Source organism: Frateuria sp. GZRe12 (assembly GCF_051900535.1).
Lineage (GTDB): Bacteria > Pseudomonadota > Gammaproteobacteria > Xanthomonadales > Rhodanobacteraceae > Frateuria_A.
Window position 1 is genome coordinate 596,650 of sequence record NZ_JBHZGI010000001.1, and the last position, 20,913, is coordinate 617,562.

At 65.5% G+C, this 20,913-nt stretch carries 14 protein-coding genes and 2 tRNA genes; 3 read left to right on the forward strand and 13 right to left on the reverse strand.

Annotation, left to right across the window (positions count from 1 at the left end):
• Positions 1–167: 167 nt before the first annotated feature.
• A complete protein-coding gene (metH, locus tag ACFWZ4_RS02715) occupies positions 168–2,867 on the forward strand; it encodes a methionine synthase (RefSeq protein ID WP_439703199.1) in 2,700 nt (899 codons plus the stop codon).
• Positions 2,868–3,025: 158 nt separating this feature from the next.
• Here the strand turns inward: metH and ACFWZ4_RS02720 are convergent, their stop codons facing one another.
• A complete protein-coding gene (locus ACFWZ4_RS02720; RefSeq protein ID WP_439703200.1) occupies positions 3,026–3,349 on the reverse strand; it encodes a lipid-A-disaccharide synthase N-terminal domain-containing protein in 324 nt (107 codons plus the stop codon).
• Between the two features lie 106 nt (positions 3,350–3,455).
• Between ACFWZ4_RS02720 and ACFWZ4_RS02725 the strand changes: the two genes are divergently transcribed.
• A tRNA-Val gene (locus ACFWZ4_RS02725) sits at positions 3,456–3,530 on the forward strand.
• A gap of 56 nt (positions 3,531–3,586) precedes the next feature.
• Here the strand turns inward: ACFWZ4_RS02725 and ACFWZ4_RS02730 are convergent.
• The 8 genes from ACFWZ4_RS02730 to ACFWZ4_RS02765 form a co-directional block, all read right to left on the reverse strand.
• Complete coding sequence (locus ACFWZ4_RS02730; RefSeq protein ID WP_439703201.1) at positions 3,587–4,171, reverse strand: GspH/FimT family pseudopilin; 585 nt, start codon at positions 4,169–4,171, stop codon at positions 3,587–3,589.
• Positions 4,168–4,614, reverse strand: a complete 447-nt coding sequence (locus ACFWZ4_RS02735) for a DUF4124 domain-containing protein (RefSeq protein WP_439703202.1) — start codon at positions 4,612–4,614, stop codon at positions 4,168–4,170. The genes ACFWZ4_RS02730 and ACFWZ4_RS02735 overlap by 4 nt, the downstream gene beginning before the upstream one ends.
• Positions 4,599–5,015 (reverse strand): type IV pilin protein, encoded by a 417-nt coding sequence (locus ACFWZ4_RS02740; protein WP_439703203.1) that lies wholly within the window; start codon positions 5,013–5,015, stop codon positions 4,599–4,601. The genes ACFWZ4_RS02735 and ACFWZ4_RS02740 overlap by 16 nt, the downstream gene beginning before the upstream one ends.
• Before the next feature lie 10 nt (positions 5,016–5,025).
• Positions 5,026–10,599, reverse strand: coding sequence for a pilus assembly protein (locus tag ACFWZ4_RS02745; RefSeq protein ID WP_439703204.1), 5,574 nt, complete (start codon positions 10,597–10,599; stop codon positions 5,026–5,028).
• Positions 10,600–10,618: 19 nt separating this feature from the next.
• Entirely contained in the window at positions 10,619–11,296 is a 678-nt protein-coding gene (locus ACFWZ4_RS02750; RefSeq protein ID WP_439703205.1) for a PilX N-terminal domain-containing pilus assembly protein, read from the reverse strand.
• Complete coding sequence (locus ACFWZ4_RS02755) at positions 11,293–12,378, reverse strand: PilW family protein (protein ID WP_439703206.1); 1,086 nt, start codon at positions 12,376–12,378, stop codon at positions 11,293–11,295. Before ACFWZ4_RS02755 ends, ACFWZ4_RS02750 begins: the two co-directional genes overlap by 4 nt.
• Before the next feature lie 11 nt (positions 12,379–12,389).
• Positions 12,390–12,890, reverse strand: coding sequence for a type IV pilus modification protein PilV (gene pilV, locus ACFWZ4_RS02760; protein ID WP_439703207.1), 501 nt, complete (start codon positions 12,888–12,890; stop codon positions 12,390–12,392).
• Positions 12,891–13,018: 128 nt separating this feature from the next.
• Positions 13,019–14,896: a diguanylate cyclase gene (locus tag ACFWZ4_RS02765; protein ID WP_439703208.1), complete on the reverse strand. Its 1,878-nt coding sequence runs from the start codon at positions 14,894–14,896 to the stop codon at positions 13,019–13,021.
• A 236-nt stretch (positions 14,897–15,132) separates the two neighbouring features.
• Here ACFWZ4_RS02765 and ACFWZ4_RS02770 point away from each other — a divergent pair.
• Positions 15,133–15,208, forward strand: a tRNA-Thr gene (locus ACFWZ4_RS02770).
• Between the two features lie 57 nt (positions 15,209–15,265).
• Here ACFWZ4_RS02770 and ispH read toward each other — a convergent pair.
• The 4 genes from ispH to ACFWZ4_RS02790 all read right to left on the reverse strand — a co-directional run bounded on the left by ispH (position 15,266) and on the right by ACFWZ4_RS02790 (position 20,897).
• Complete coding sequence (gene ispH / locus ACFWZ4_RS02775) at positions 15,266–16,228, reverse strand: 4-hydroxy-3-methylbut-2-enyl diphosphate reductase (RefSeq protein WP_439703209.1); 963 nt, start codon at positions 16,226–16,228, stop codon at positions 15,266–15,268.
• Between the two features lie 64 nt (positions 16,229–16,292).
• Positions 16,293–16,787 carry a signal peptidase II gene (lspA, locus tag ACFWZ4_RS02780; RefSeq protein ID WP_439703210.1) on the reverse strand — a complete coding sequence of 165 codons (495 nt, stop codon included), beginning with the start codon at positions 16,785–16,787 and terminating at the stop codon, positions 16,293–16,295.
• Positions 16,788–16,915: 128 nt separating this feature from the next.
• Complete coding sequence (gene ileS / locus ACFWZ4_RS02785; RefSeq protein WP_439703211.1) at positions 16,916–19,777, reverse strand: isoleucine--tRNA ligase; 2,862 nt, start codon at positions 19,775–19,777, stop codon at positions 16,916–16,918.
• 166 nt (positions 19,778–19,943) lie between these two features.
• Positions 19,944–20,897 carry a bifunctional riboflavin kinase/FAD synthetase gene (locus tag ACFWZ4_RS02790; RefSeq protein ID WP_439703212.1) on the reverse strand — a complete coding sequence of 318 codons (954 nt, stop codon included), beginning with the start codon at positions 20,895–20,897 and terminating at the stop codon, positions 19,944–19,946.
• Positions 20,898–20,913 lie beyond the last annotated feature (16 nt).

The window sequence follows — 20,913 nt, forward strand, 5'->3', positions numbered from 1 at the left end:
CCTCTTCCCTGCGGGGACAGGGTTGAGGTGAGCGGCCGGCCCGGCGACGGCCCAGCATCACGGCCGGCTCTTTTCAGCTTCCCCGCAAGCGCCATCCCCTCACCTCAATCCTCTCCCCCATCCTTGATAAGGGCCGGGAGAGAAGAAGCAAAAGCGAAAGCAAACGCATGACCACCATCCGCCACACCCGTCTCTCGGGCCTCGAACCGCTGGTCATCACCCCCGACCTGCTCTTCGTCAACGTCGGCGAGCGCACCAACGTCACCGGCTCGGCGCAGTTCAAGAAGCTGATCAAGGAAGACCGTTACGAAGAAGCGGTGGAAGTCGCGCGCCAGCAGGTCGCCAACGGCGCGCAGATCATCGACGTCAACATGGACGAGGGCCTGATCGATTCGGAAGCGGCGATGGTGCGCTTCCTCAACCTTATCGCCGCCGAGCCCGACATCGCCCGCGTGCCGGTGATGGTCGACTCCTCCAAGTGGAGCGTGATCGAGGCTGGCCTGCGCTGCCTGCAGGGCAAGGGCATCGTCAACTCGATCTCGATGAAGGAAGGCGAGGAAGCATTCCTGGAACAGGCTCGCAAGGTGCGCCAGTACGGCGCAGCTGCGGTAGTGATGGCCTTCGACGAGGAAGGCCAGGCCGACACCGCCGAGCGCAAGGTGGCCATCTGCGCGCGTGCCTATTGGCTGCTCACCAGACAACTCGACTTTCCTCCCGAAGACATCATCTTCGATCCCAACATCTTCGCCATCGCCACCGGCATCGAGGAACACAACAATTACGCGGTGGACTTCATCGAGGCCACCCGCGAGCTGAAGAGGCGCTTTCCGGCAAGCCACGTTTCCGGCGGCGTTTCCAACGTGTCGTTCTCGTTCCGCGGCAACGACACGGTGCGCGAGGCGATCCATTCGGTGTTCCTGTACCACGCGATCAAGGCCGGCATGGACATGGGCATCGTCAATGCCGGTGCGCTGGCGATCTACGACGATCTCGATCCGATGTTGCGCGAGCGCGTGGAAGACGTCGTGCTCAATCGGCGCGCCGATGCCACCGAACGATTGCTGGACATCGCCGACAATTACAAGAAGAAAAAAGGCGAGGCCGTCGTCGAGAACCTCGCCTGGCGCGACAGGCCCGTGCGCGAACGGCTAAGCCATGCCCTGGTCCATGGCATCGACCAGTTCGTGGTGGAAGACACCGAGGAGGCACGCCAGCAATGCACGCGCCCGCTCGATGTCATCGAGGGTCCGCTGATGGATGGCATGAACGTGGTTGGCGACCTGTTCGGCGCAGGCAAGATGTTCCTGCCCCAGGTGGTCAAGTCGGCCCGCGTGATGAAGAAGGCTGTGGCCTATCTGCTGCCCTACATCGAGGAGGAAAAGGCGCGCACCGGCGACACCGGCAAGAACAACGGCAAGATCGTGATGGCCACGGTCAAGGGCGACGTGCACGACATCGGCAAGAACATCGTCGGTGTGGTGCTCCGCTGCAACAACTTCGACGTCATCGACCTGGGCGTGATGGTGCCCGCGCAGAAGATCCTGGAAACCGCCATCGCCGAGAAGGCCGACATGATTGGCCTATCGGGCCTGATCACCCCTTCGCTGGAGGAGATGGGCCACGTCGCCCGCGAGATGCAGCGCCAGGGCTTCACCGTGCCCTTGCTGATCGGCGGCGCCACCACCTCGCGCGCGCATACCGCGCTGAAGATCGAGCCGCATTACAAGGCGCCGACCGTGTGGGTGAAGGACGCCTCGCGCGCGGTGGGCGTGGCGCAATCGTTGGTGAGCAGGGAACTGGTGGACGGCTTCATGGCCAGGATCCGCGCCGAGTACGCCGAGGTGCGCGAGCGCCATCGCCATCGCGGCCCCGGCAAGCAGCTGGTGCCACTGGAGAAGGCCCGCGCTCAGCGCTTCACCTGTGACTGGGCCACTTATGACCCGCCGCAACCGGCCAGGCCCGGCCTCACCGTGTTCGACGACTACGACCTGGCCGAACTGCGCGAGTACATCGACTGGACGCCGTTCTTCCAGGCGTGGGAACTCGCCGGTCACTACCCGGCGATCCTCACCGACGAAGTGGTTGGCCCACAGGCGACCGAGCTGTTCAATGACGCGCAGAAGATGCTCGACCGTGTCGTCGCCGAGAAGTGGCTGACCGCCCGCGCCGTCATCGGCTTCTGGCCTGCCGCGAGCGTGGGCGACGACATCGAACTTCTCCCCTCTCCGACGCAAGAGACGGGCCAGTCGATCATGCTCCACCACTTGCGCCAGCAGGCCGACAAGCCCGTCGAACGCCCGAACCTCTGCCTGTCCGATTTCATCGCACCCAGCGAATACGGCAAGCGCGACTGGATCGGCGGCTTCGCCGTCACCGCGGGGCTCGGCATCGAGCCACACCTGCAACGCTTCCATGCCGAGCACGACGACTATTCGTCGATCATCCTCAAGGCCTTGGCCGACCGCCTCGCCGAAGCGTTCGCCGAACGCATGCACGAACGCGTGCGCCGCGAGTTCTGGGGCTACGCCCGTGATGAATCGCTGGACAACCAGGCCTTGATCGCCGAGAAGTACCAGGGCATCCGCCCGGCTCCGGGTTACCCCGCCTGCCCCGACCACACCGAGAAGACCACCCTGTTCCGCCTGCTCGACGCCCAGGCCAACGCTGGCATCGAACTCACCGAAGGCTTCTCGATGTACCCGGCCGCCGCCGTCTCGGGCTGGTACTTCTCCCACCCGTCCAGCCAGTATTTCGTGGTCGGCCGCCTCACCCGTGAACAGGTCGAGGATTACGCCGGGCGCAAGGGCTGGAGTCGCGCGGAAGCCGAACGCTGGCTCGCCTCCAACCTCGACTACGATCCCGATTAGCCCCTTGCAGGAGCGCCCTCGGGCGCGAGCGCGGCGTCCCGAAGAACTGCCGCGCATGGCGGTCGCACAGAGGGTTCGCTTCTACCGGGACCGGGCCCAGGGGGCAGGTCTGCCGCGTCGATGGGTCCCGTGTGCGATGGCGCGCCGAGGCCAGTACTTCAGGTTCCTTCCGCGATGCCGTGCCTGCGCTGGCGCAGGTGCACAACCAGGTTGTAGACCGACACGAACACGGGGAAGAAATTGGAAAGGATGCCTACCGAGTCGTTCTTGCCGACCGTGAAGTACGCAAGCAGCAGCGCACTCCCGACCACCGACAGCCACCAGAACGCCAGGGGCATCACGACCCGCTTGTATTTGCGCGTGTAATACAGCTGCACGAACCAGCGGCTGGTGAACATGAAGGTGCCGGCGAAACCGACCAGTTTCCATGGCGTTAGTTGGAAATGCTGCAGCGCGTGCAGGATGGGGGCGAAAAGGTCCATGGGGTCGGCGCCTGCCTGAAAGGCGGGCATTCTAACCAACGCCGCCTTGGTTCGACGTGGCCATTGACCACACCTGCAAGCCCCCGTATAGTTGCGCGCTCTCGGCGGGCGATTAGCTCAGCGGTAGAGCACTGCCTTCACACGGCAGGTGTCGCAAGTTCGATCCTTGCATCGCCCACCACGCATGAAAAAAAACCCGGCCTCGCGCCGGGTTTTTTCTTGGCGTAGTGCCTGCTGCTAGCCGCAACTGCCACCCGATTCGATCTTGCGGATAGACGCACGCCCGGAAGTGGACAACAGGACCTCCGCCCCGAGCACCCGACCGGCACTTTCGCCCACACTGTCGCCGTTGGACTTGGCGCAAACCAGAAAGCTCAGCGGCTTGTCGCTGGTCGTCGAACCGTCCTGGCTAAATCCAACATCGTTCACCGCTGCGCCTGTGTCGTCCACCAGACGGATGCTGATCCCCGACTTGGCCTGGGTAACCCGCTGCACCTCATCGGCCGAGGTGAACGTGGCGGTGGGACCAGGCGCGGTTTCACGATAGACCACCCAGCCCCCCTCGAAAGCGTTCGTGCCCGTGCAGGCGGTACCGTCGGTGCTGCCGCAAATCTCCGTGATCACCCGGCGGGTGATGGCATCGTTGCGGGCGTATTGAAGGTCAGCAAGCACGGCGTTCGATTGCGAGGTCACCGCGCTGCGGCGCGTGAAATCGCGCAAGTTGGGCAAGGCGATGCCCGCCAGGATGGCCAGCACGACTACTGTCACCATCAGCTCGATCAATGTGAAGCCGCGCGATAGCCTGGACACATGCATATTCATGGCTTGGTCCCCGTCCCGCAGAACTGCGTGATGCGCTGCTTGGCGCGAAGTTTGGCTTGGTTGCGCTGTTCCGCATCGAGCTTGGTAGCTGCATCGGGGCTATCGCCGCTGACTATCATGTGGTTCTTTTCGAGCAACCCCAGGTCGTTGCGCGCTGCGTCACAGGCGTTCTTGCGATAGGCCGCCTGTGCCTCTTCCAGCTGAGCCGTCGGCTCTGTCGCCGGCGCTGGCGGGGCGGGCGCGGCCTGCTCGCCTTCCTGCCCCTGCAGCTTAAGCGCCTCGGCTTTTTGCCCAGGCGGAGGCGTGGCGCTGAAATGGACCGTGCCGCTGGCATCGGTCCACTTGTAATAGGAGCCCTCCTGAGCGGTCGCCGCCAGGCAGAGGCTCGCGGCGATACATCCCGCCAGTAACCTGCCGCGCGCCATGCTCAGCGTCCCCAACATGCCGGATCATTGGTGGTGGAGCCGGTCGATTCCTGGCGACCGGCCTGATCGAGGCTGAGCGTCTGGCACAACTTGTCGTCGTCGTGCTGCGAGCCCACAGCCGTAGCCACCACCGTATAGGTGGTGGTGGAAGCGCTGGCCGGATCGACGGCAACCGTGTAGTAGCTTCCAGCCATCGAACTGGTGCCGCCCAGCGAGGATACGCTGTCGGCGTAGGCATTGTTGCTGTAGAGGAAACGCTCCTGCCTGGCCGCCAGTTCGGTCAGCGCACGTTGCGCGTCCACGCGGTGGGAGCGCACCACGTACTTGCGGTAGGAAGGGATCGCTACCGCCGCCAATATGGAGACAATAAGCACCACGATCATCAGCTCGATCAGCGAAAAACCACCTTGCCTGCGCATGTAATGCTCCTTACTTGTCCAGCGGTTCATGCCAGGATATCTCGCTACTGAGCACTGACTTGAGCGTGGTGATCTCCTTGCAGATGATCGCGCCCGTAGACGTCTGCACGCAGGCGGTCACCTTGCTCTTGCCGGTGCCCTCGCCCACGTGCAGGCTCGGCGGCGCAGGCAAGCCCGGCCCCAGATCGGTCGACTTGTTCACCGCTTCCTTGCCACCACTGGACGTGGTGCCAAAGAACTGTTCCGTCGGGCTGGCCGTGCCGCTCTTGTAGTTGAGGCCATAGAGCGCGCCGCGGCCCACGTCGGTACAGGTGTCCGTACCCGGGAAGAATGTAGTGGTGAGCAGCACGCCGCCCAGCAGGCCCTGTGCGCTGACCACGCGCTCGGCCGGCGTCTTGTCGGTCGTGGAGGTCGGCGCGGTCAAGTCCTGGTACCAGCCCAGGCGTGTGGCCGAATCGAAACTGCCCAGCAACTTGTTGAAAGTGTCGATGCTGTTGCCGTCGGCATCGCTGCCGCCACCAGTTACCGAATTGTCGGTGAACACGTCGACGTCGGTGACGTCCAGCAGATCGGACATGGACAGTGGCAGCAACTTGTATTGCTGGTCGCTCGTCGACAGCAGTGACGTGTCGATCAGGCCGACGATCTTTTGTTGCGCCGTCGAGGCCAGATCGCTCTTGGTGTAGGCACGTCCGGTGCCGAAGAACACCATGGGCGCGCCGCGGTCGTTGCGACCGACCGTCGGGCGGATCGTTATCGGCAGCTCCAGGTCCGAGATGACCCGTTGCGGCGTCCAGTTGTCCGGATCCGGATCGGGCGCGCCATCACTCATAAAGCTCAGTTTCCAAAGCGAGCCACCGAAGCCGTTGGCGCCCTTGTCCTGCACGCTACCGAAATAAATGCCCTCGGATCGCCCGTCGAGGTTGTAGTCCGAGGCGATCAGGTCGCCTGTAAAACTCTTGGCGCCCGGCGTCGTGTTGTCCGTCGTACCCCCGATGGAGGTGAGGTCGAACGTCTTGACGGGTGAGGCCGAACGCAGGGTAGCGGTCAGATCCTCCAGGTCGTAAGCGCGGATCTTCACCGAAGTGGTCGCCACGGCGTTGCCGCCCTCGGTCTTGCCCACGCCGCCGTTGTCCGTCGTACCCGACCCGGTAAAGAGGAAGAACTTGTTCGGGCTGCCGGAGGTGTTGTCGCGGAAGATCGCCGCCGCGGGGATCGACGAGGTGTACGTATCGACCACCTTGGTGATGTCCGCGCACGACGGCACGGCAGCATTCGTGCCGCACTTGAGGTCGGTATCCGAGAGCGCGGTATTGGTCAGCTCGGCCAACAGCACCGGCGCCTTCTCCGGGTTGGTCACGTCCAGCACCACGTACGCCGAGAACGAGTTCTGCGTGGCAGTGGTGCCATCGGTAGCGGTATTGACCGAGATGGGACCGCCGCCGAAGCGGAACGGCACGATCAGGATCGTGCCCCAGCCGTCAGGGTGGTCGGTGTCGTCGGCAAACACCTTGACGTCCTGGGCGATCGGGCTGCCGTCGACGTAGAAATTGTGCTTGTAGTCGGGATCGGCCAGCCAGCGAAGGTGCGGCAACAGGTTGCCCGGCACATAGGCCCACAGCTCGCCGCCCAGGGGATCGGCCGTCACCGTCTGGGTGGTGTCGGTCGGGGTCAGCTGCAGCTTCTGCGCCTTCGCGTTGTAGAAGCCGCCGTTGAAGGCGTGCAGCATGCCGTCGTTGGCGCCCACGTACACCACCTGGCGGCGACTGCGGTAGTGGTCGCGGAAGGTGCCGTAGCTGGTGTCGCCGTACAGCAGGTCGAACGCCTCGGACGGGGTACCCACCACGACCGGCGTCGAGTCGACGATGTCGCCCAAACGCAGGGTCCGCAGCGTGCCATCGTTGTTGTAGTCGACCGTGCGGGAGCGCCACAGCGCGGCGCCCTGGCTATCCTTGTCGGCCACTTCGTAACCACGGATCCAGGCCACGATGCGCTTGGCCACCGCCGGATCGGCCGTGTTGAGGTAGCGGAAGTTGCCGGTACTGGTCGTGGTAGTGGTTCCGCCGGATTTGCTGGTGCTCTGGCTGCCGTAGAAACCGCTGCCGGCAGTGGTGCCGCTGAAAACGAAAGGCTGCTGCTCGGTACCATCGACCACGCCGTCGTGGTCCGCATCGATCCAGGTAAAGATGTAGCGCCCGCTGCTGGTCAACCCTGTATAGCTGCGGTTGCTGCTGGTGAGGTCGGTGGTGTTCACGCCGGTGCTGAAACCGATGTCCCACAGTTGCTCCTGCGCGCTCCACACGGTCCTCAGCTCATCGAGCCCATGATCGGTGATGGTGGCCTTGGTCTTGTCGAAGATCGTCACCGGCGAGCCATCCGCGCTACCGGGCATGATTTCCCGGTGGAACTTCGTCTGCCCGTCGTTGGGGTCGTAGTAGAACTCGATCACGGGATCGACGTCGTAGCCATCGAGCGTCGCGACGCCGCTGGAGAGACCGTTGCCGTTCTCGCGCAGCCGGCCGAAGCTGTCGGTCCACAAGCCGTTGAGCGTGCCGTTCCAGTCGGCAGATCGCTCGTTGGAATCCTTGCGCTCGGCCTGGTAGAGCGCCTGGTAGACCAGGCCCACGCCCTTGGCGCTGTTGGCCACTACCGCCGCTGCCGTACCGGAACCGGCGCGCTTGAGGATCGCGTCGAACGTGCGCGACAGGCGATCAGAGAGCTGCGCGGGGTTGCGCACCAGGAAGTAATTGTCGGGAATGCCGTCCTGCCCGGCCGCGCCCGTGTCATTGACGATGGCATCCCATTCGGCCGAATCGGCACGGTCGGGCTTATTGTCGGCGTTCTGGTCGGCAAAACCGCCGTACTTGGCCGCGAAGAACAGCGGGTTCTCCAGCGGCAGCTGTTCAGCCGGACCGGTGCTGTACTTCTCCACGGAAGGCTGCGTCCAGCTGCGCGCGCCGCCGTAATCGCCGAACAGCAGGCTGCCGTTGGTATTGCCCGGACGCAGCACGGTGAACTTCACGCCGCTCACGTCCTGGTTGCCGCTGTTGAAGGCGCCGGCGGTGGTGTAGCCGACCTGCAGCGCGTTGCCTGCGTAGGCCGACAGCGACTCGGTCCGGACCAGGATCTGGCTTTCCTGGATCGACTTGACGTTGTTGCAGGCGTTCGACGACGTGCCTTCGCAGATGTCGGCCGTGCCATCCTTGTTACCGTCGTAGCTGCAGCCGCTACCCTTGCAGAAGGTCAGCATCTCGACCACGTCGTTGTCGTGATCGTTACCCCACTGGGAGTCCTCCCAGGTGATGGTGAAGCTGCCGCTGATCGGCTCGCCGTTGGCGTCAAGTGTGTACGGCAGGCCGAACACGTGACAGGGCGCGCTGGAGCCGCCGCAACTACCGGCGTTCTTGGGCGCCAGGTTGCCCACGACCCTTAGCCAGTCACTCTGAGAGAGCGTGGTGGAGGTTTTGGTGCCAATGGTCAGGTTGCCCAGATAGCAGCTGCGCCAGCCGCTGGCACTGTTGAGACTGGCCGAACCGTCGTTGTTCGCCTGGCACGCGGGCGTGATGGTGATCAGGTCGGTGGTGTCCGAACTGGCGCGCACCTTGATCTGGAACGTGGGGAGCGTTTCGGCCAACGCGATCGCGTAGGTCTGCACCTTGGTCTTGCCAGGCTTGGACGGACGCAAGTCCGGGCGCATGTCATTGGTCCAGGCCTCGTAGGCCAGACCGGCGAGTTGGTAGCCGCCCTCCAGCGACGGAATGTCCGGGCAGATGCCGAAGGTCGTCGAAAGGTCCGCGATGAACTTCGGCGTGCAGACGTCCTGGTAGGTGGTCGAGTCGAGCGCGCCGACGCGACCGACCAGGTACTTGGGCGGCTTGCCGCTCAGCGTACCGGAAAGATCCTCGTTGACGCCCACGTCGGTCGTCGCTGCGTTCGCCTGCTTGGGCAGGCCCTCGACCGTGGGTATCTGGTCGCTGTCGAAAGAGTTCAGGCCGGTCGAAATCAGCACGATGCTGCAGTTGGCGCAGTAGGCGTTGCCGCCCTCGCCGGGGTCGCGGTAGGGGTCGAGCCAGCTCGCCTGCGGCAGGCCGGTGACGATGCTCGCGTCGCTGACGTTGAACGTACTGGTCGCCGACTTGCCCTTGATGTAGCGCAAAGCCTCGGCGTACATCTCCGCGAGCGGGTTGCCCGAATCCTTGCACTTGTAGGCCGTCGTGTTGCCGCTGGCGCCATCCGGATCGAGCAGGTGGCCGTTTGCGCCCTTCACGTCGCGCTGCAGGATGCCGTAGGTGTTGCAGTCGGAGTAGACGTCGTTGGACGGATCCCACGAGGTGAGGCGGAAGCGCCGGAGCGTATTGATGATGCCTTCGTTGCCGTCCGCCTGGTTGCAGAACTGGCCCGTCTGCAGGTTGATCTCGTCGACCTTGCCGGCAGTGTTGGAGCACGCGGTGCCGGGCACGTTGCCGGCCAGCAGGCCGATGTTCCGGCGCAGCATGCCGCCCGCGCGGGGCGCGCTGTAGGTGCCTGTGATAAGGCCGAAGCGCATCTCGCCGTTCTGGCCGTAGCGCTGCAGCAGCCCGTAGGGCTTGTAGTGGGTTGCCGTGGTGCCGTCGCTCTTGGTCTCGACGTACGCCTTGCAGAAGCTTTCGCGCACCGCGCTGCTGCTGGGGTCACAGACTTCCACGCGCACGGTGTAGACGTAGTTGCCCAGGCCGTCGCTAGTCTTGGAGGGCGAGTCGGACTTGTTGATGTCCGCGCCGCTCTGGGTGATGTCCTCGCGCCAGCGGCACTGCTCACGGGCAGTGGAGGCCCATTCCGAATACGCGCCCTTGGCCACGCGCAACTGCGGCGCGCCGGTAAGGGTCGGCGTCACGTTGCACATGGACAGGCCCTTGCTGCTGGTGTCCGAAGTGGTGAACGGGGTGAACGAATTGACGTCGGCACCCAGGTACACCTTCGACCAGGCGTGCAGGTCGCTGGGGATGTAGGCGCGTTCGAGCACGGTCCGGTCGGCATCGTCGGTGGACCGGTTGCCGCCGTACAGCACGTAGCGCAACACGTCGATGCGGCTCATCGCGGCCCAGTTGAGGAAGTTGCCGCTCCAGGTCTTGCCGTCGCACTCGTGCGCCTCGCCGTTGCCGTTGGCATCCGTGGCCGCCGCGGAGGCCTTGAACTGGCCGCTGCCGTAGCCGTAGCAGAGGTTGGAATCGAAGTAGCCGGAGTAGTCGAACTTGTCCTGGTAAGTGATATCGACGACACCGTCGTTGTTCAGGTCGGTGTAGTCGGTATACGCCTTGATGTAGAGCTGCTCGTCGCGCGACATCACCAGCATCACCAGCGGCGGCACGGCGCCGACGTTGAGCAGCGGATACGCGGTGTAGTTGTCGGCGTTGGACTTGTCGCCGTTGCTGGTGGTCGAAATCGGCGCGTCCAGCCCTACCGGCGTGGAAGTGGTGCCGCCACCGTTGCCGTTTCCGCCGGAGCCGTTGGCCGCGCGCGCCACCGGCACGACGCTGATGCCCGCGGTCAGCGTGATGAGAAACAGCGCCGCGATCGTGCGCAAGGATGCGTGGAGGGTTCGCATGGGATGGTTCCCTATTGCTTCAGTTGCGGATCGATTGGCGGTACTGGGCCATGGTGACGGCGCGGCCGTCCCCCGGTACGGTGCCAACGCTCATCACTTCGAAATACATGCTGCCCCCACCCGCCGCGGCCCCGCCGCCGATGCCGCGGTAGCCGGCCGCCTGGGCGCCGCCGGAGCCTTCTGCCAGCACCGTGCCGTCGGGGACGATCGAGACCGTGGCGGTAACGTCGCGCGAGCACCCGGTGCTGGTCACGTCGCACATCGACAGGATCGCATCCGGATGCCAGGTACTTGTGTCGTACCGCACTTCCGCCGGCAGAGTGCCGCAGGTCGGCTCCAGGTTGCCGTAGAACAGATCCACATCACCGGCGCAGTTTGTCTGCAGGCCGTTCTTGACGACGGTCAGCATGTCCTCGGTGAGGTCGAAATCGAAGTCATCATCTGGCAGCGTGCCACCGAGCTGTTCGGGCCAGCCCCGCTGGAACACGTGTTCGTCGAACAGGGCAACCGGCACCGCACGCAGGGTTTCGGACGTTTCGAAGGCCCGCTGGTGATTGGCCACGTTGGTGACCAGACGCATTTCCATGAGCGTGCCTCGCATGGCGATCACCGCCACCAGCGAGAGCACCACAAGAAACACGAGGCCGACAAAAAGGGCGATACCGCGCTGGCGAGAGCGTGTCGGGAAAACGTTCATCGGGATGCCACCAGCATGCGAACGCGGTTGCGTAATTGCACCACCTGGGTCAACGGGGTGCGTGCGAACTGCCACGGCTGGGTCCCGGCTACGGAGAAGCCGGTGCAGCCGGTTGTGGTCGTGGATGCTGCGCCAATTTCGTAGGTGCAGTTGCCGACGCGGAACGTGCCGGTGTGTGGCATCGATACGTCGCGCTGTTGCGACACCGCGACCAGGCCGACATTGACGGTAATCACGCGCGACCACTCGTCGGCTGCTACTGCACTGGCGTCCTTGTAGGCCGACGGCACCATCTGGCTGACGTCGGTACCGGTGATGCCGTAGCGGAACTGCAGTTGTTCGATGCCTTCCACCAGCGGCTCCTCGGTGAGGTTGCCGGTGCTGTCCAGGCGCATGCGCATGAGCGTGGGAACCGGATTGCCGTCGTCATCGCCGGCGTCGCAGTGGGACGTGTCGGACCCGCCATCCGGGTTGCTGCACGGGCGTAGGTAGTACATGTCCAGCCGATACGGGTAGACGTAGCGACCGATAGCGGACGCCGGCGGCGTGGTTGGCACCGAATCGCTGCCCAGAAACAATGCGGCCTGCTGGCCGATCGCCGACACCAGGTACACCTGCTTGGGCTCGGCGGAAATCGTCGAACTGGCGGCCGGGTCCATGCCGTCGGCGTCGACGTAGCGAGCCACCAGCACGTCGGAGCCCTTTATGTAGTCCTTGTCGTCTACGCAACCGGAAATCGGGAACGTAGCGCCGCCTTCATAGCCGTACACGCCTTCCCGGGTATCGAGGATCCAGTCGCTCTTGCAATCGCCGCGCGCAGTCACCGCGGGGGAGCCTGTGACCACGCTGCCCGAATTCCCCCCCCAGAAATCGGCCATTCGCAACGACCAGCCGATGCGATCGGAAGCGAAGCGCATGTTCTGCTGAAGGATGTTGGTGCCTTGCTGCAGCTGATAGGACTTGCGGTTGGCCAGAAGCACCTGGATCAGGCCCGCGACCACGATCAGGCCCAGCACCACCGCGATCATCATCTCCACCAGCGAAAAGCCGCCGGCGGCCCGGCGGGAACGGTTCGATCCCATACGTGGCGTCCTCACGGCAGCATGCTGAAGCTGTAGGTGCCGTTGTCGGCGGAGGTCAACTGCTTGTCGCCGTTGAGATCCAGGCCGTTCCAGGACACGGTGATGGTAAACGTTCCGAGGCTGGCGTCGCGTGCCACCTTGGCCACCGGCACGCCCTTGGCAGCGATCGTGCTGCTTTTCAGGCTGTCCAGCCAGTTCTTCAGGTCGGTCTTGGCCTGGAAACATGGCAGATTGCTGGCGCAGCCCGTCGGATCCGGCGCAACCGTGCCATCGTAGATGTAATAGCTGCTGCTGCCATCGGCTGGATCGACGCCTTGCGGGTTGGCGCGCATGGCGTCGGCCAGGCTGCGCGCCTGGATGATCGCGTTGGTACGCGAACTCGATTCCTTGGTGAACTGGGCGCCCTTGGTCTGCAGCAGTGCCAGGCCGAGCATGCCGATGCCGAACACGACGATCGCGACCATTACCTCGACCAGCGACACACCGCGCTGGCTGCGCGCGTAACGATTCATTCCAGCCCCCTTCCGGATCACGCCAATCCCAGCATAGGCGACCGTGCATCGGCCGCCAGACCCGGGCGGACGAAAGGCAGGTTTTTCCCGACGAGCGGCACCCGGCCCCTGGGCGGATGCGGCCTGCGTCACACCAACTGGGCCCGGCTGCCGACCTCCACGCGATTGCGCCCGGCATCCTTGGCGCGGTACATCGCGTTGTCGGCGCGCCGAACCAGTTCGGCAAGGTCGTCGGTGTCGTGGTCGGCCACGGCCGCGCCGACGCTGGCGGTGATGTGCAGTCCGGGTGCCAGATTGGCCAGCGGCAGCGACTCGACTTTCCGCCGCAGGCGCTCGGCGATCTGCAGGGCGACGTCCGGCGTGGTGTCCGGCAGCACCACCAGGAATTCCTCGCCGCCCATTCGCCCGATCATGTCGAAGCGGCGCAGCGCCTGCTTGCAGGCCTGGGCAACGCGCACCAGCACCTGGTCGCCGACCGCATGCCCAAAGGCGTCGTTGACTCCCTTGAAGTGGTCCACGTCCAGCACCAGCACGCACAGCGACTCGCCGTTGGCGCCGGCATGGGCGAGCGCCTGCTGGGCCAGTTGCTCGATGTGCCGGCGATTCGCGATCCCGGTGAGCGGATCGGTCATCGCCAACCTGTGCAGCTTGCGCGAGCGCCGGAACTGACGCGCTGCGAGCCACAACAGCAACACGATCAACACGCCGCCGAGCACCAGCGCCAGGCGCTGCCAGTGCCGCACCCGCTCGAGCGACTCCAGTTGCTGCTCCTTCAGTGCACGGTCCGCCGCCAGACGGCGGTTTTCCTGCTCGCGCTGGGCCGTCTGGAACTGGTAGTTCATCAGCGTGGCGTTGTCCGAGTGCGCCTTGCGGTCCAGCGCCTCGTGCACCGTGACCAGCCGGCGCAGGTCCGCCACCGCGAGATCCAGATGATCGAGCGCCTGGTAGCTGCGCGCGCGCGCATCGAGCAACTCGGCCAGGTAGCGCAGGTTGCCGCTTTCCTGCAGCAGCTTTTCGGCCTGGTTGTATTCGTCGATCGCCTCGGCCTGCTTGCCCAGGCCCGCGTGCGCCTCGGCGGTCTGCAGCAGGATCATGTCGCGGTTGGAACGGTCGCCCATGCGGGCGAACCCCGGCTTGGCCAGGGCGAGCTCTTTCAGCGCCTCCTGATAACGACCTTGCAGATTGTCGACCTGCGCCAGTCCCAGGTGGATGCTTGCGCCGCGCGAACGGCTGTCGACCGCGTGCGCCAATGCCAGCGCCTTGCGCAGGTGCCGCTCGGCCGCCGGCTGGTTGCCGGCTTCGCTTTCGAGGAAGCCCAGCTCCATGTGCGCAGCGAGTTGCTGCGCGCGATCGTGTCGCTGTTCGCCCAGCACAAGCAGCTTGTCCAGGTACCCGCGCGCCTGCGCCTCCTCGCCCAACCGGCGATAGGCCACGGCGATGTTGAACAGGTTGTCCTCGCTCTCGACCGGCGCGCCGCTGGTGGCGTAGAACTTCTGCGCCTCGAGAAAATCCACGAGCGCCAGGGCATGTTCGCCGAGCAGCGATTGGACGCTGCCGCGCCAGGTCAGCCCATCGGCGACCAGTCGCTGGTCTTCATGCTGGCGCGCCAGCGTGATGCCGGCGTCGTAGTCGGCCAGCGCATCGCGTGGCGTGGTCAGCGCTTCCTGGTTGGCGCCGCGGCAGAAGTGGAAGTTGACTTCGGCCTCGACGTAGCCGAGGCGACGGGCATCTTCGATGCCCTTGTCCGCGTATGCGATGGCCTGTTCGGGCGAGGTGTCCAGCCCGAGGATGCAATACATGTAGCGGTAGCGAAGCTCGCGACGCGCATCGCCCGCCGGCACCAGGCTTTTCATGTGCTCCAGCGCTTCGAGCACGCCCGCCTGGGTGTCGGGCGAGATTTCGCCGCGCTCCAGCCGGCCGGCGTACTGGTCGAACGCTGCTGCCTGGTCGGGCGGCACCGCCGCAAACGCCCTCCCCAGGAAAAGGGCGAGGATCAATATCGACACTGCCCGCAGCAGCGGTTTTGCTCTGGCAGTGGCTATGGGCAAGGCTGAGGAATCCGTTGGGCGCCCTTCCCTGGCGAGCTCTAGGCGGTATGCCTCCTCTCGTAACGGCAGGAGACCCGAAAACTGTAGTGGGCGGCGTCCCCTCCATCCATACGCCATCCACCGCGGTCGTCAAGCTTGCCACGCCTGACGCGCTTGCGTGCATCCCGATCGATCCGTAGAATTCCCGCCTCTTTGCCGGAATAGCTCAGTTGGTAGAGCGGCGCATTCGTAATGCGTAGGTCGTAGGTTCGATTCCTATTTCCGGCACCAGACCCAAGAAAAAGGCCCGCGCAAGCGGGCCTTTTTCTTGGGGCCGGCGCCTCCGCATCAGAGGCTGGCTGGGACGTTGCCGCCGTCAAGGCGCAGTTCGCGTGGCAGCGCGAAGGTGATCGTTTCGGCCTCGCCCTGCAGCTCGCTCACCTGGCCGGCGCCCCAGGACTGCAGCCGGGCGATCACGTCGCGCACCAGCTTGTCCGGCGCCGACGCGCCGGCGGTGATGCCGATGCGCGCGACACCATAGAGCCAGGCACGGTCGATGTGTTCGGCGCCGTCGATCAGGAACGCGCGCACGCCCTGCTTCTCGGCCAGCTCGCGCAGGCGGTTGGAATTGGAACTGTTGACCGAACCGACCACCAGCACCAGGTCGACCGCTTCGGCCAGCCGGCGCACCGCGTCCTGGCGGTTCTGCGTGGCGTAGCAGATGTCGTCCTTGCGCGGTCCTTCGATATCGGGGAAGCGCGCGCGCAGCGCCGCGATGATCGCCTTGGTGTCGTCCACAGAAAGCGTGGTCTGGGTGACATAGGACAGCTCGTGCGGGAATCGGGGCGTGAGCGCGGCCACATCCTCGACCGACTCGACCAGCAGGATTTCGCCGCTGTTGGCCGGATTCCACTGGCCCATCGTACCTTCGACTTCCGGATGGCCGGCGTGACCGATCAGTACCACGCTGCGGCCGGTGCGACCCAGGCGTGCGACTTCCATGTGGACCTTGGTGACCAACGGACAGGTCGCGTCGAACACCTTGAGCGCGCGCTGGCCGGCTTCCTCGCGCACGGCCTGCGATACGCCGTGGGCACTGAAGATCACGGTGGCGCCGTCGGGAACCTCGTGCAACTCCTCGACGAAGATGGCGCCATCGGCACGCAGTTTTTCCACCACGTAGCGGTTGTGCACCACCTCGTGACGGACGTAGATCGGCGCGCCGTAGGATTCCAGCGCGCGCTCGACGATGGCGATGGCGCGGTCGACGCCTGCGCAGAAGCCGCGGGGATTGGCGAGCAGGATGTCCATGGGCGTTTCGCAGAAGTGGGACGGATGGCTGCAGGAGCGCATCTGGGCGCTCCTGCACTGGGCATTATCGCACGCCGGCCTTGCCGCTCCTGAAGCCGAACAGGATCAGCAGCACCGCGCCGACCGAGATGCCGCAGTCGGCCACGTTGAACACCGGATAGCTCCACTGCTGGTAGTAGACCTGGATGAAGTCGGTCACCTGCGCCGCATGCAGCCGATCGATCAGATTGCCAAGCGCGCCGCCGACGATCAGGGCCAATGGGAGCGCCGTGCGCCAGTCGCGGCGTGCGGTGCGCGCCAGCCATACGACCAGTGCGCCACTGATCATCAGCGCCAGCACGACGAAGAACCAGCGCTGCCAGCCGTCGCCCTGCGCAAGGAAGCTGAAGGCAGCGCCCGTATTGAACGCCAGCGTCCAGTTGAGGAAACCCGGGATCACCGGATGTGGCATGCCGGCCGGCTGCAGGGCGTGCAGCGCCCATATCTTGGTGACCTGGTCGAGGCCGATGACCAGCAGGGAAAGAAGCAGCCACGGCAAGGCGTTGGGTTTGGGATGCATGTGCCAGTCCAGAGCGAGTTATCCAACACCGTTCGTCCTGAGCGCAGCGGAGGCGAAGGGCCAGCTTTTTGGCGGCCCTTCGAGTCCGGCACCACGAGCCTACGCTCAGGGTGAACGTCTTTTTCCGATCAGAACCAGCGGCGCGTCTCGCCCTGCCCCGCCACGTTTTCGACGCAGCGGCCGCACAGCTCCGGATGGTCCGGGTGGCTGCCGACGTCGGAACGACGGTGCCAGCAGCGTACGCATTTGGCCGCGTCGCTCGCCGTGGCCGACACCCAGGCTTCGCCGCCGGCCAGTTCCACCTTCGCGGCCTCGTCGGGGCGCGGGGCCAACGGCGCCAGCGAAGCGTCGGACGTGATGAAGAAGAAACGCAGCTCGTCCCGTGCGGCCGCATACCGCTCGACTAGGGCCGGATCGGCCTGGATCGCAAGGTTCGCCTCAAGCGACGCACCGATCTTGCCATCCTTGCGCATGCTCTCCAGGACCCGTGCGCCGGTTTCGCGGATCGCCAGCAGGTCGGCCCACCAACCGCGCTGTGCGGGCGACCCCTGCGTCGCGGCCAGCCCGTCGTACCAGGTCTCGAACAACACGCTCTGGCCACGCTCGCCGGGCAATTGCTGCCAGATCTCTTCGGCGGTGAAGGCCAGGATCGGCGCCAGCCAGCGCACCAGGGCCTCGGCGATGCGGAACATCGCGCTCTGCGCGCTGCGCCGTCCGTGGCTGTCGGTCGGCATGGTGTAGAGCCGGTCCTTGGTGATGTCCAGGTACAACGCGCCCATCTCGTTGGTGCAGAAGTTCTGCACGCGGGCGACCACGTCAGGAAAGTCGTAGCGCTCGTAGGCAGCGATCACCGCCTGCTGCACGTCGCACGCCTGCTGCACCGCCCACTGGTCCAACGGCAGCGTCTGCTCCACCGGCAGCAGATGCGTGGCCGGGTCGAAGCCGTCCAGGTTGCCGAGCAGGAACCGCGCGGTGTTGCGGATGCGCCGGTAGCTGTCGGAGACGCGCTTGAGGATTTCGTCGGAGACGGTCATCTCGTTGCGGTAGTCGGCCGAGGCCACCCACAGGCGCAGCACGTCGGCGCCGAGCGTGTCCATCACCTTCTGCGGCGCGACCACGTTGCCCAGCGATTTGGACATCTTGCGGCCGGACGCGTCGACCGTGAAGCCGTGCGTCAGCACTTCGTCGTACGGCGCGCGGCCGTGGATCGCCGAGGAAGTGAGCAAGGACGACTGGAACCAGCCGCGATGCTGGTCCGAGCCTTCCAGATACATCACCTTGTATTGCGCCGCATCGCCCTGCTGCAGTTCCGGCCGCTGGCCGATCACGCAGAAATGGGTGACGCCCGAATCGAACCACACGTCGAGGATGTCGGTGACCTTTTCGTAGTCGCCGGCCGCCTCGCCGAGCAGTTCAGCCGCGTCCAGCTCGTACCACGCGTCGACACCGCCCTGCTCGATCTTCTTCGCCACCTGCTCCAGCAACGCGACCGAATCGGGATGTGGCTCCTGCGTAGCCTTGTGCACGAACAACGCGATCGGCACGCCCCAGGTGCGCTGGCGGCTGATGCACCAATCGGGGCGTCCCGCCACCATGCCGGCGATGCGCTCCTCGCCCCAGGTCGGCACCCAGCGCACGTCCTTGATCGCCCTGAGCGCGGTGGCGCGCAGGTCCGCCTGTTCCATGCCGATGAACCACTGCGGCGTGGCGCGGAAGATCACCGGCGTCTTGTGGCGCCAGCAGTTGGGGTAGCTGTGTTCGATCTTCGCGTGCGCCAGCAGCACACCCCGGCCGCGCAGCAGTTCGACGATGGCGTCGTTGGCCTTCCAGATGTGCATGCCCGCCAGCGAAAGGTCACCCGCCACCGGCACGTCCTCGCGGTAGGCTCCGCGCGGACCGACGTAGTTGAGCGTTCCCAGGCCGTTCTCGCGACCGACGATGAAGTCCTCCATGCCATGGTCAGGCGCGGTATGCACGGCGCCTGTACCGTCCTCGGCGGAGACGTGCTCGCCCAGCAGGACAGGGACTTCGCGCGGGTAGAACGGATGGTGCAGATTGAGACCGTCGAGATCCGTGCCCTTGGCGTGACCGAGCACCTTCGGAGAGTCGACGCCGTAGCGCTTGAGGGCCGGCTCGACCAGCGCGCTGGCGATCACGAGCAGCACCCGCCGCCCATCGCGCACGGGCCCTTCGACCAGGGCGTATTCCAGCTCCGCACCCAGCGCGACCGCCTGGCTGGACGGCAACGTCCACGGCGTGGTGGTCCAGATCGGCACGGACACGATTGCGTCACCCGCATCGGCGCCGAACCTGTCCGCCAATGCCTTCGAATCGACCGCGTCGTAAGCCACGTCCACGGCGGGCGACTGCTTGTCGCCGTACTCGATCTCCGCCTCGGCCAGCGCCGAGCCGCAGTCGAAGCACCAATACACCGGCTTGGCGCCGCGCACCACGTGGCCATTGGCGACGATGCGCGCCAGCGCGCGCAGCATGTCGGCCTCGTAACGGAAGTCCATCGTCTTGTACGGATGCGACCAGTCGCCCAGCACGCCAAGCCGCTTGAAGTCGGCGCGCTGCGCGTCGACCTGTTCCTGCGCGTACTCGCGGCACTTCTGGCGGAACGCGCGCGCGTCGAGCTTCTCGCCCGGCTTGCCGTGCTTCTTCTCCACCGCGATCTCGATGGGAAGTCCGTGGCAGTCCCAGCCAGGCACGTACGGCGAGCGGTAGCCGGCCAGCAGCTTCGACTTGACCACCATGTCCTTGAGAATCTTGTTGACCGCGTGGCCGATGTGGATCGCGCCGTTGGCGTAGGGCGGGCCGTCGTGCAGCACGAACGCCTTGTCTCGACCGGCCACCTTCTGCTGGATCTGCACGTAGCGGCCGGCCTTTTCCCACTCGGCCAGCCACTGCGGCTCGCGCTTGGGCAGGTCGCCGCGCATCGGGAAATCCGTCTGCGGCAGGTTGATCGTGCTCTTGTAGTCGTGCGTCATGTAGGGCTGTCCGTGGGGCGACGCCGGAAAGGCGCGATACGCGCCGGCGAACCGTTGAAAATAGTGGAAATTGCTGCGTTGCGGTAGAGGAAGTCTCGCAGGGGGCTTACCTGTGCGCCACCGGCGGCGCGGGCATACCGCCGTCGCCGCCAGGTGCGCTCTACATTCAGGCTTCCGCCAAACGCGGATTCATGCCCAGCAGCTCGCGCGCCTGGCGCGCGTCCTCGTGCATCTGCACCGTCAGCGACTCCAGGCCGTCGAACTTCTGCTCCTCGCGCAGCTTGGCGACGAACTCGACCGCCATGCGCCGGCCATAAAGATCGCCCTCGAAGTCGAACAGGCACACCTCCAGTACCGGCTGCGCAACCTCGTTGACCGTCGGCCGCAGCCCGAGCGATGCCACGCCCGGCCAGCTGCACGGGGCCTCGCCGAGCCCGACGCGCACCGCGAAAATGCCCTGGATGGGGCTGACCCGACCACGCAAGTGGATGTTGGCCGTGGGAAAGCCCAGCGTTCGGCCCAGCTGGTTGCCGCGCTCGACCCGCCCATCGATCACGAACGGCCGGCCGAGCAGTGGCGTGGCGCCGGCGAACTCGCCGGCCGCGAGCAGCGCCCGCACGCGCGTGGCCGACACACGTGCACCGTCGAGCAGGACCGGTGGCATCACGCGCGTGGTGAACCCCAGCTCCGCGCCCATGCGCTCGAGCATGGCCACGTCGCCTGTGCGCTTGTGACCGAAGCGAAAATCCTCGCCGACCCAGACTTCCCGCGCCGCCAGCCGATCGATCAGTACGCGCCGCACGAAATCCCCGGCGGGCATGGCAGTCAACGCCGCGTTGAAACGCAGCATCAGTGCCTGCGCCATCCCCGCGGCCGCGAAACCCTTGAGTTTTTCGCGCACGCTGGAGAGCCGCGGAACCGGCTCGGGCGAGAAGTACGCCCGCGGCAGGGGTTCGAAACTGACCACCGCCGGCTGCGCCCGCAGTGCGGCGGCGCGGATGTGCACCTCGGCCAGCAGGGCCTGGTGCCCCCGATGCAGTCCGTCGAAGGCGCCAATGGCCACCACGCTGCCCTCGGGGGCCAGGCAGGGGCCCGCAAGGTCCCGGGAAAGTCTTGTCATCCGGCCAGTATAAGCG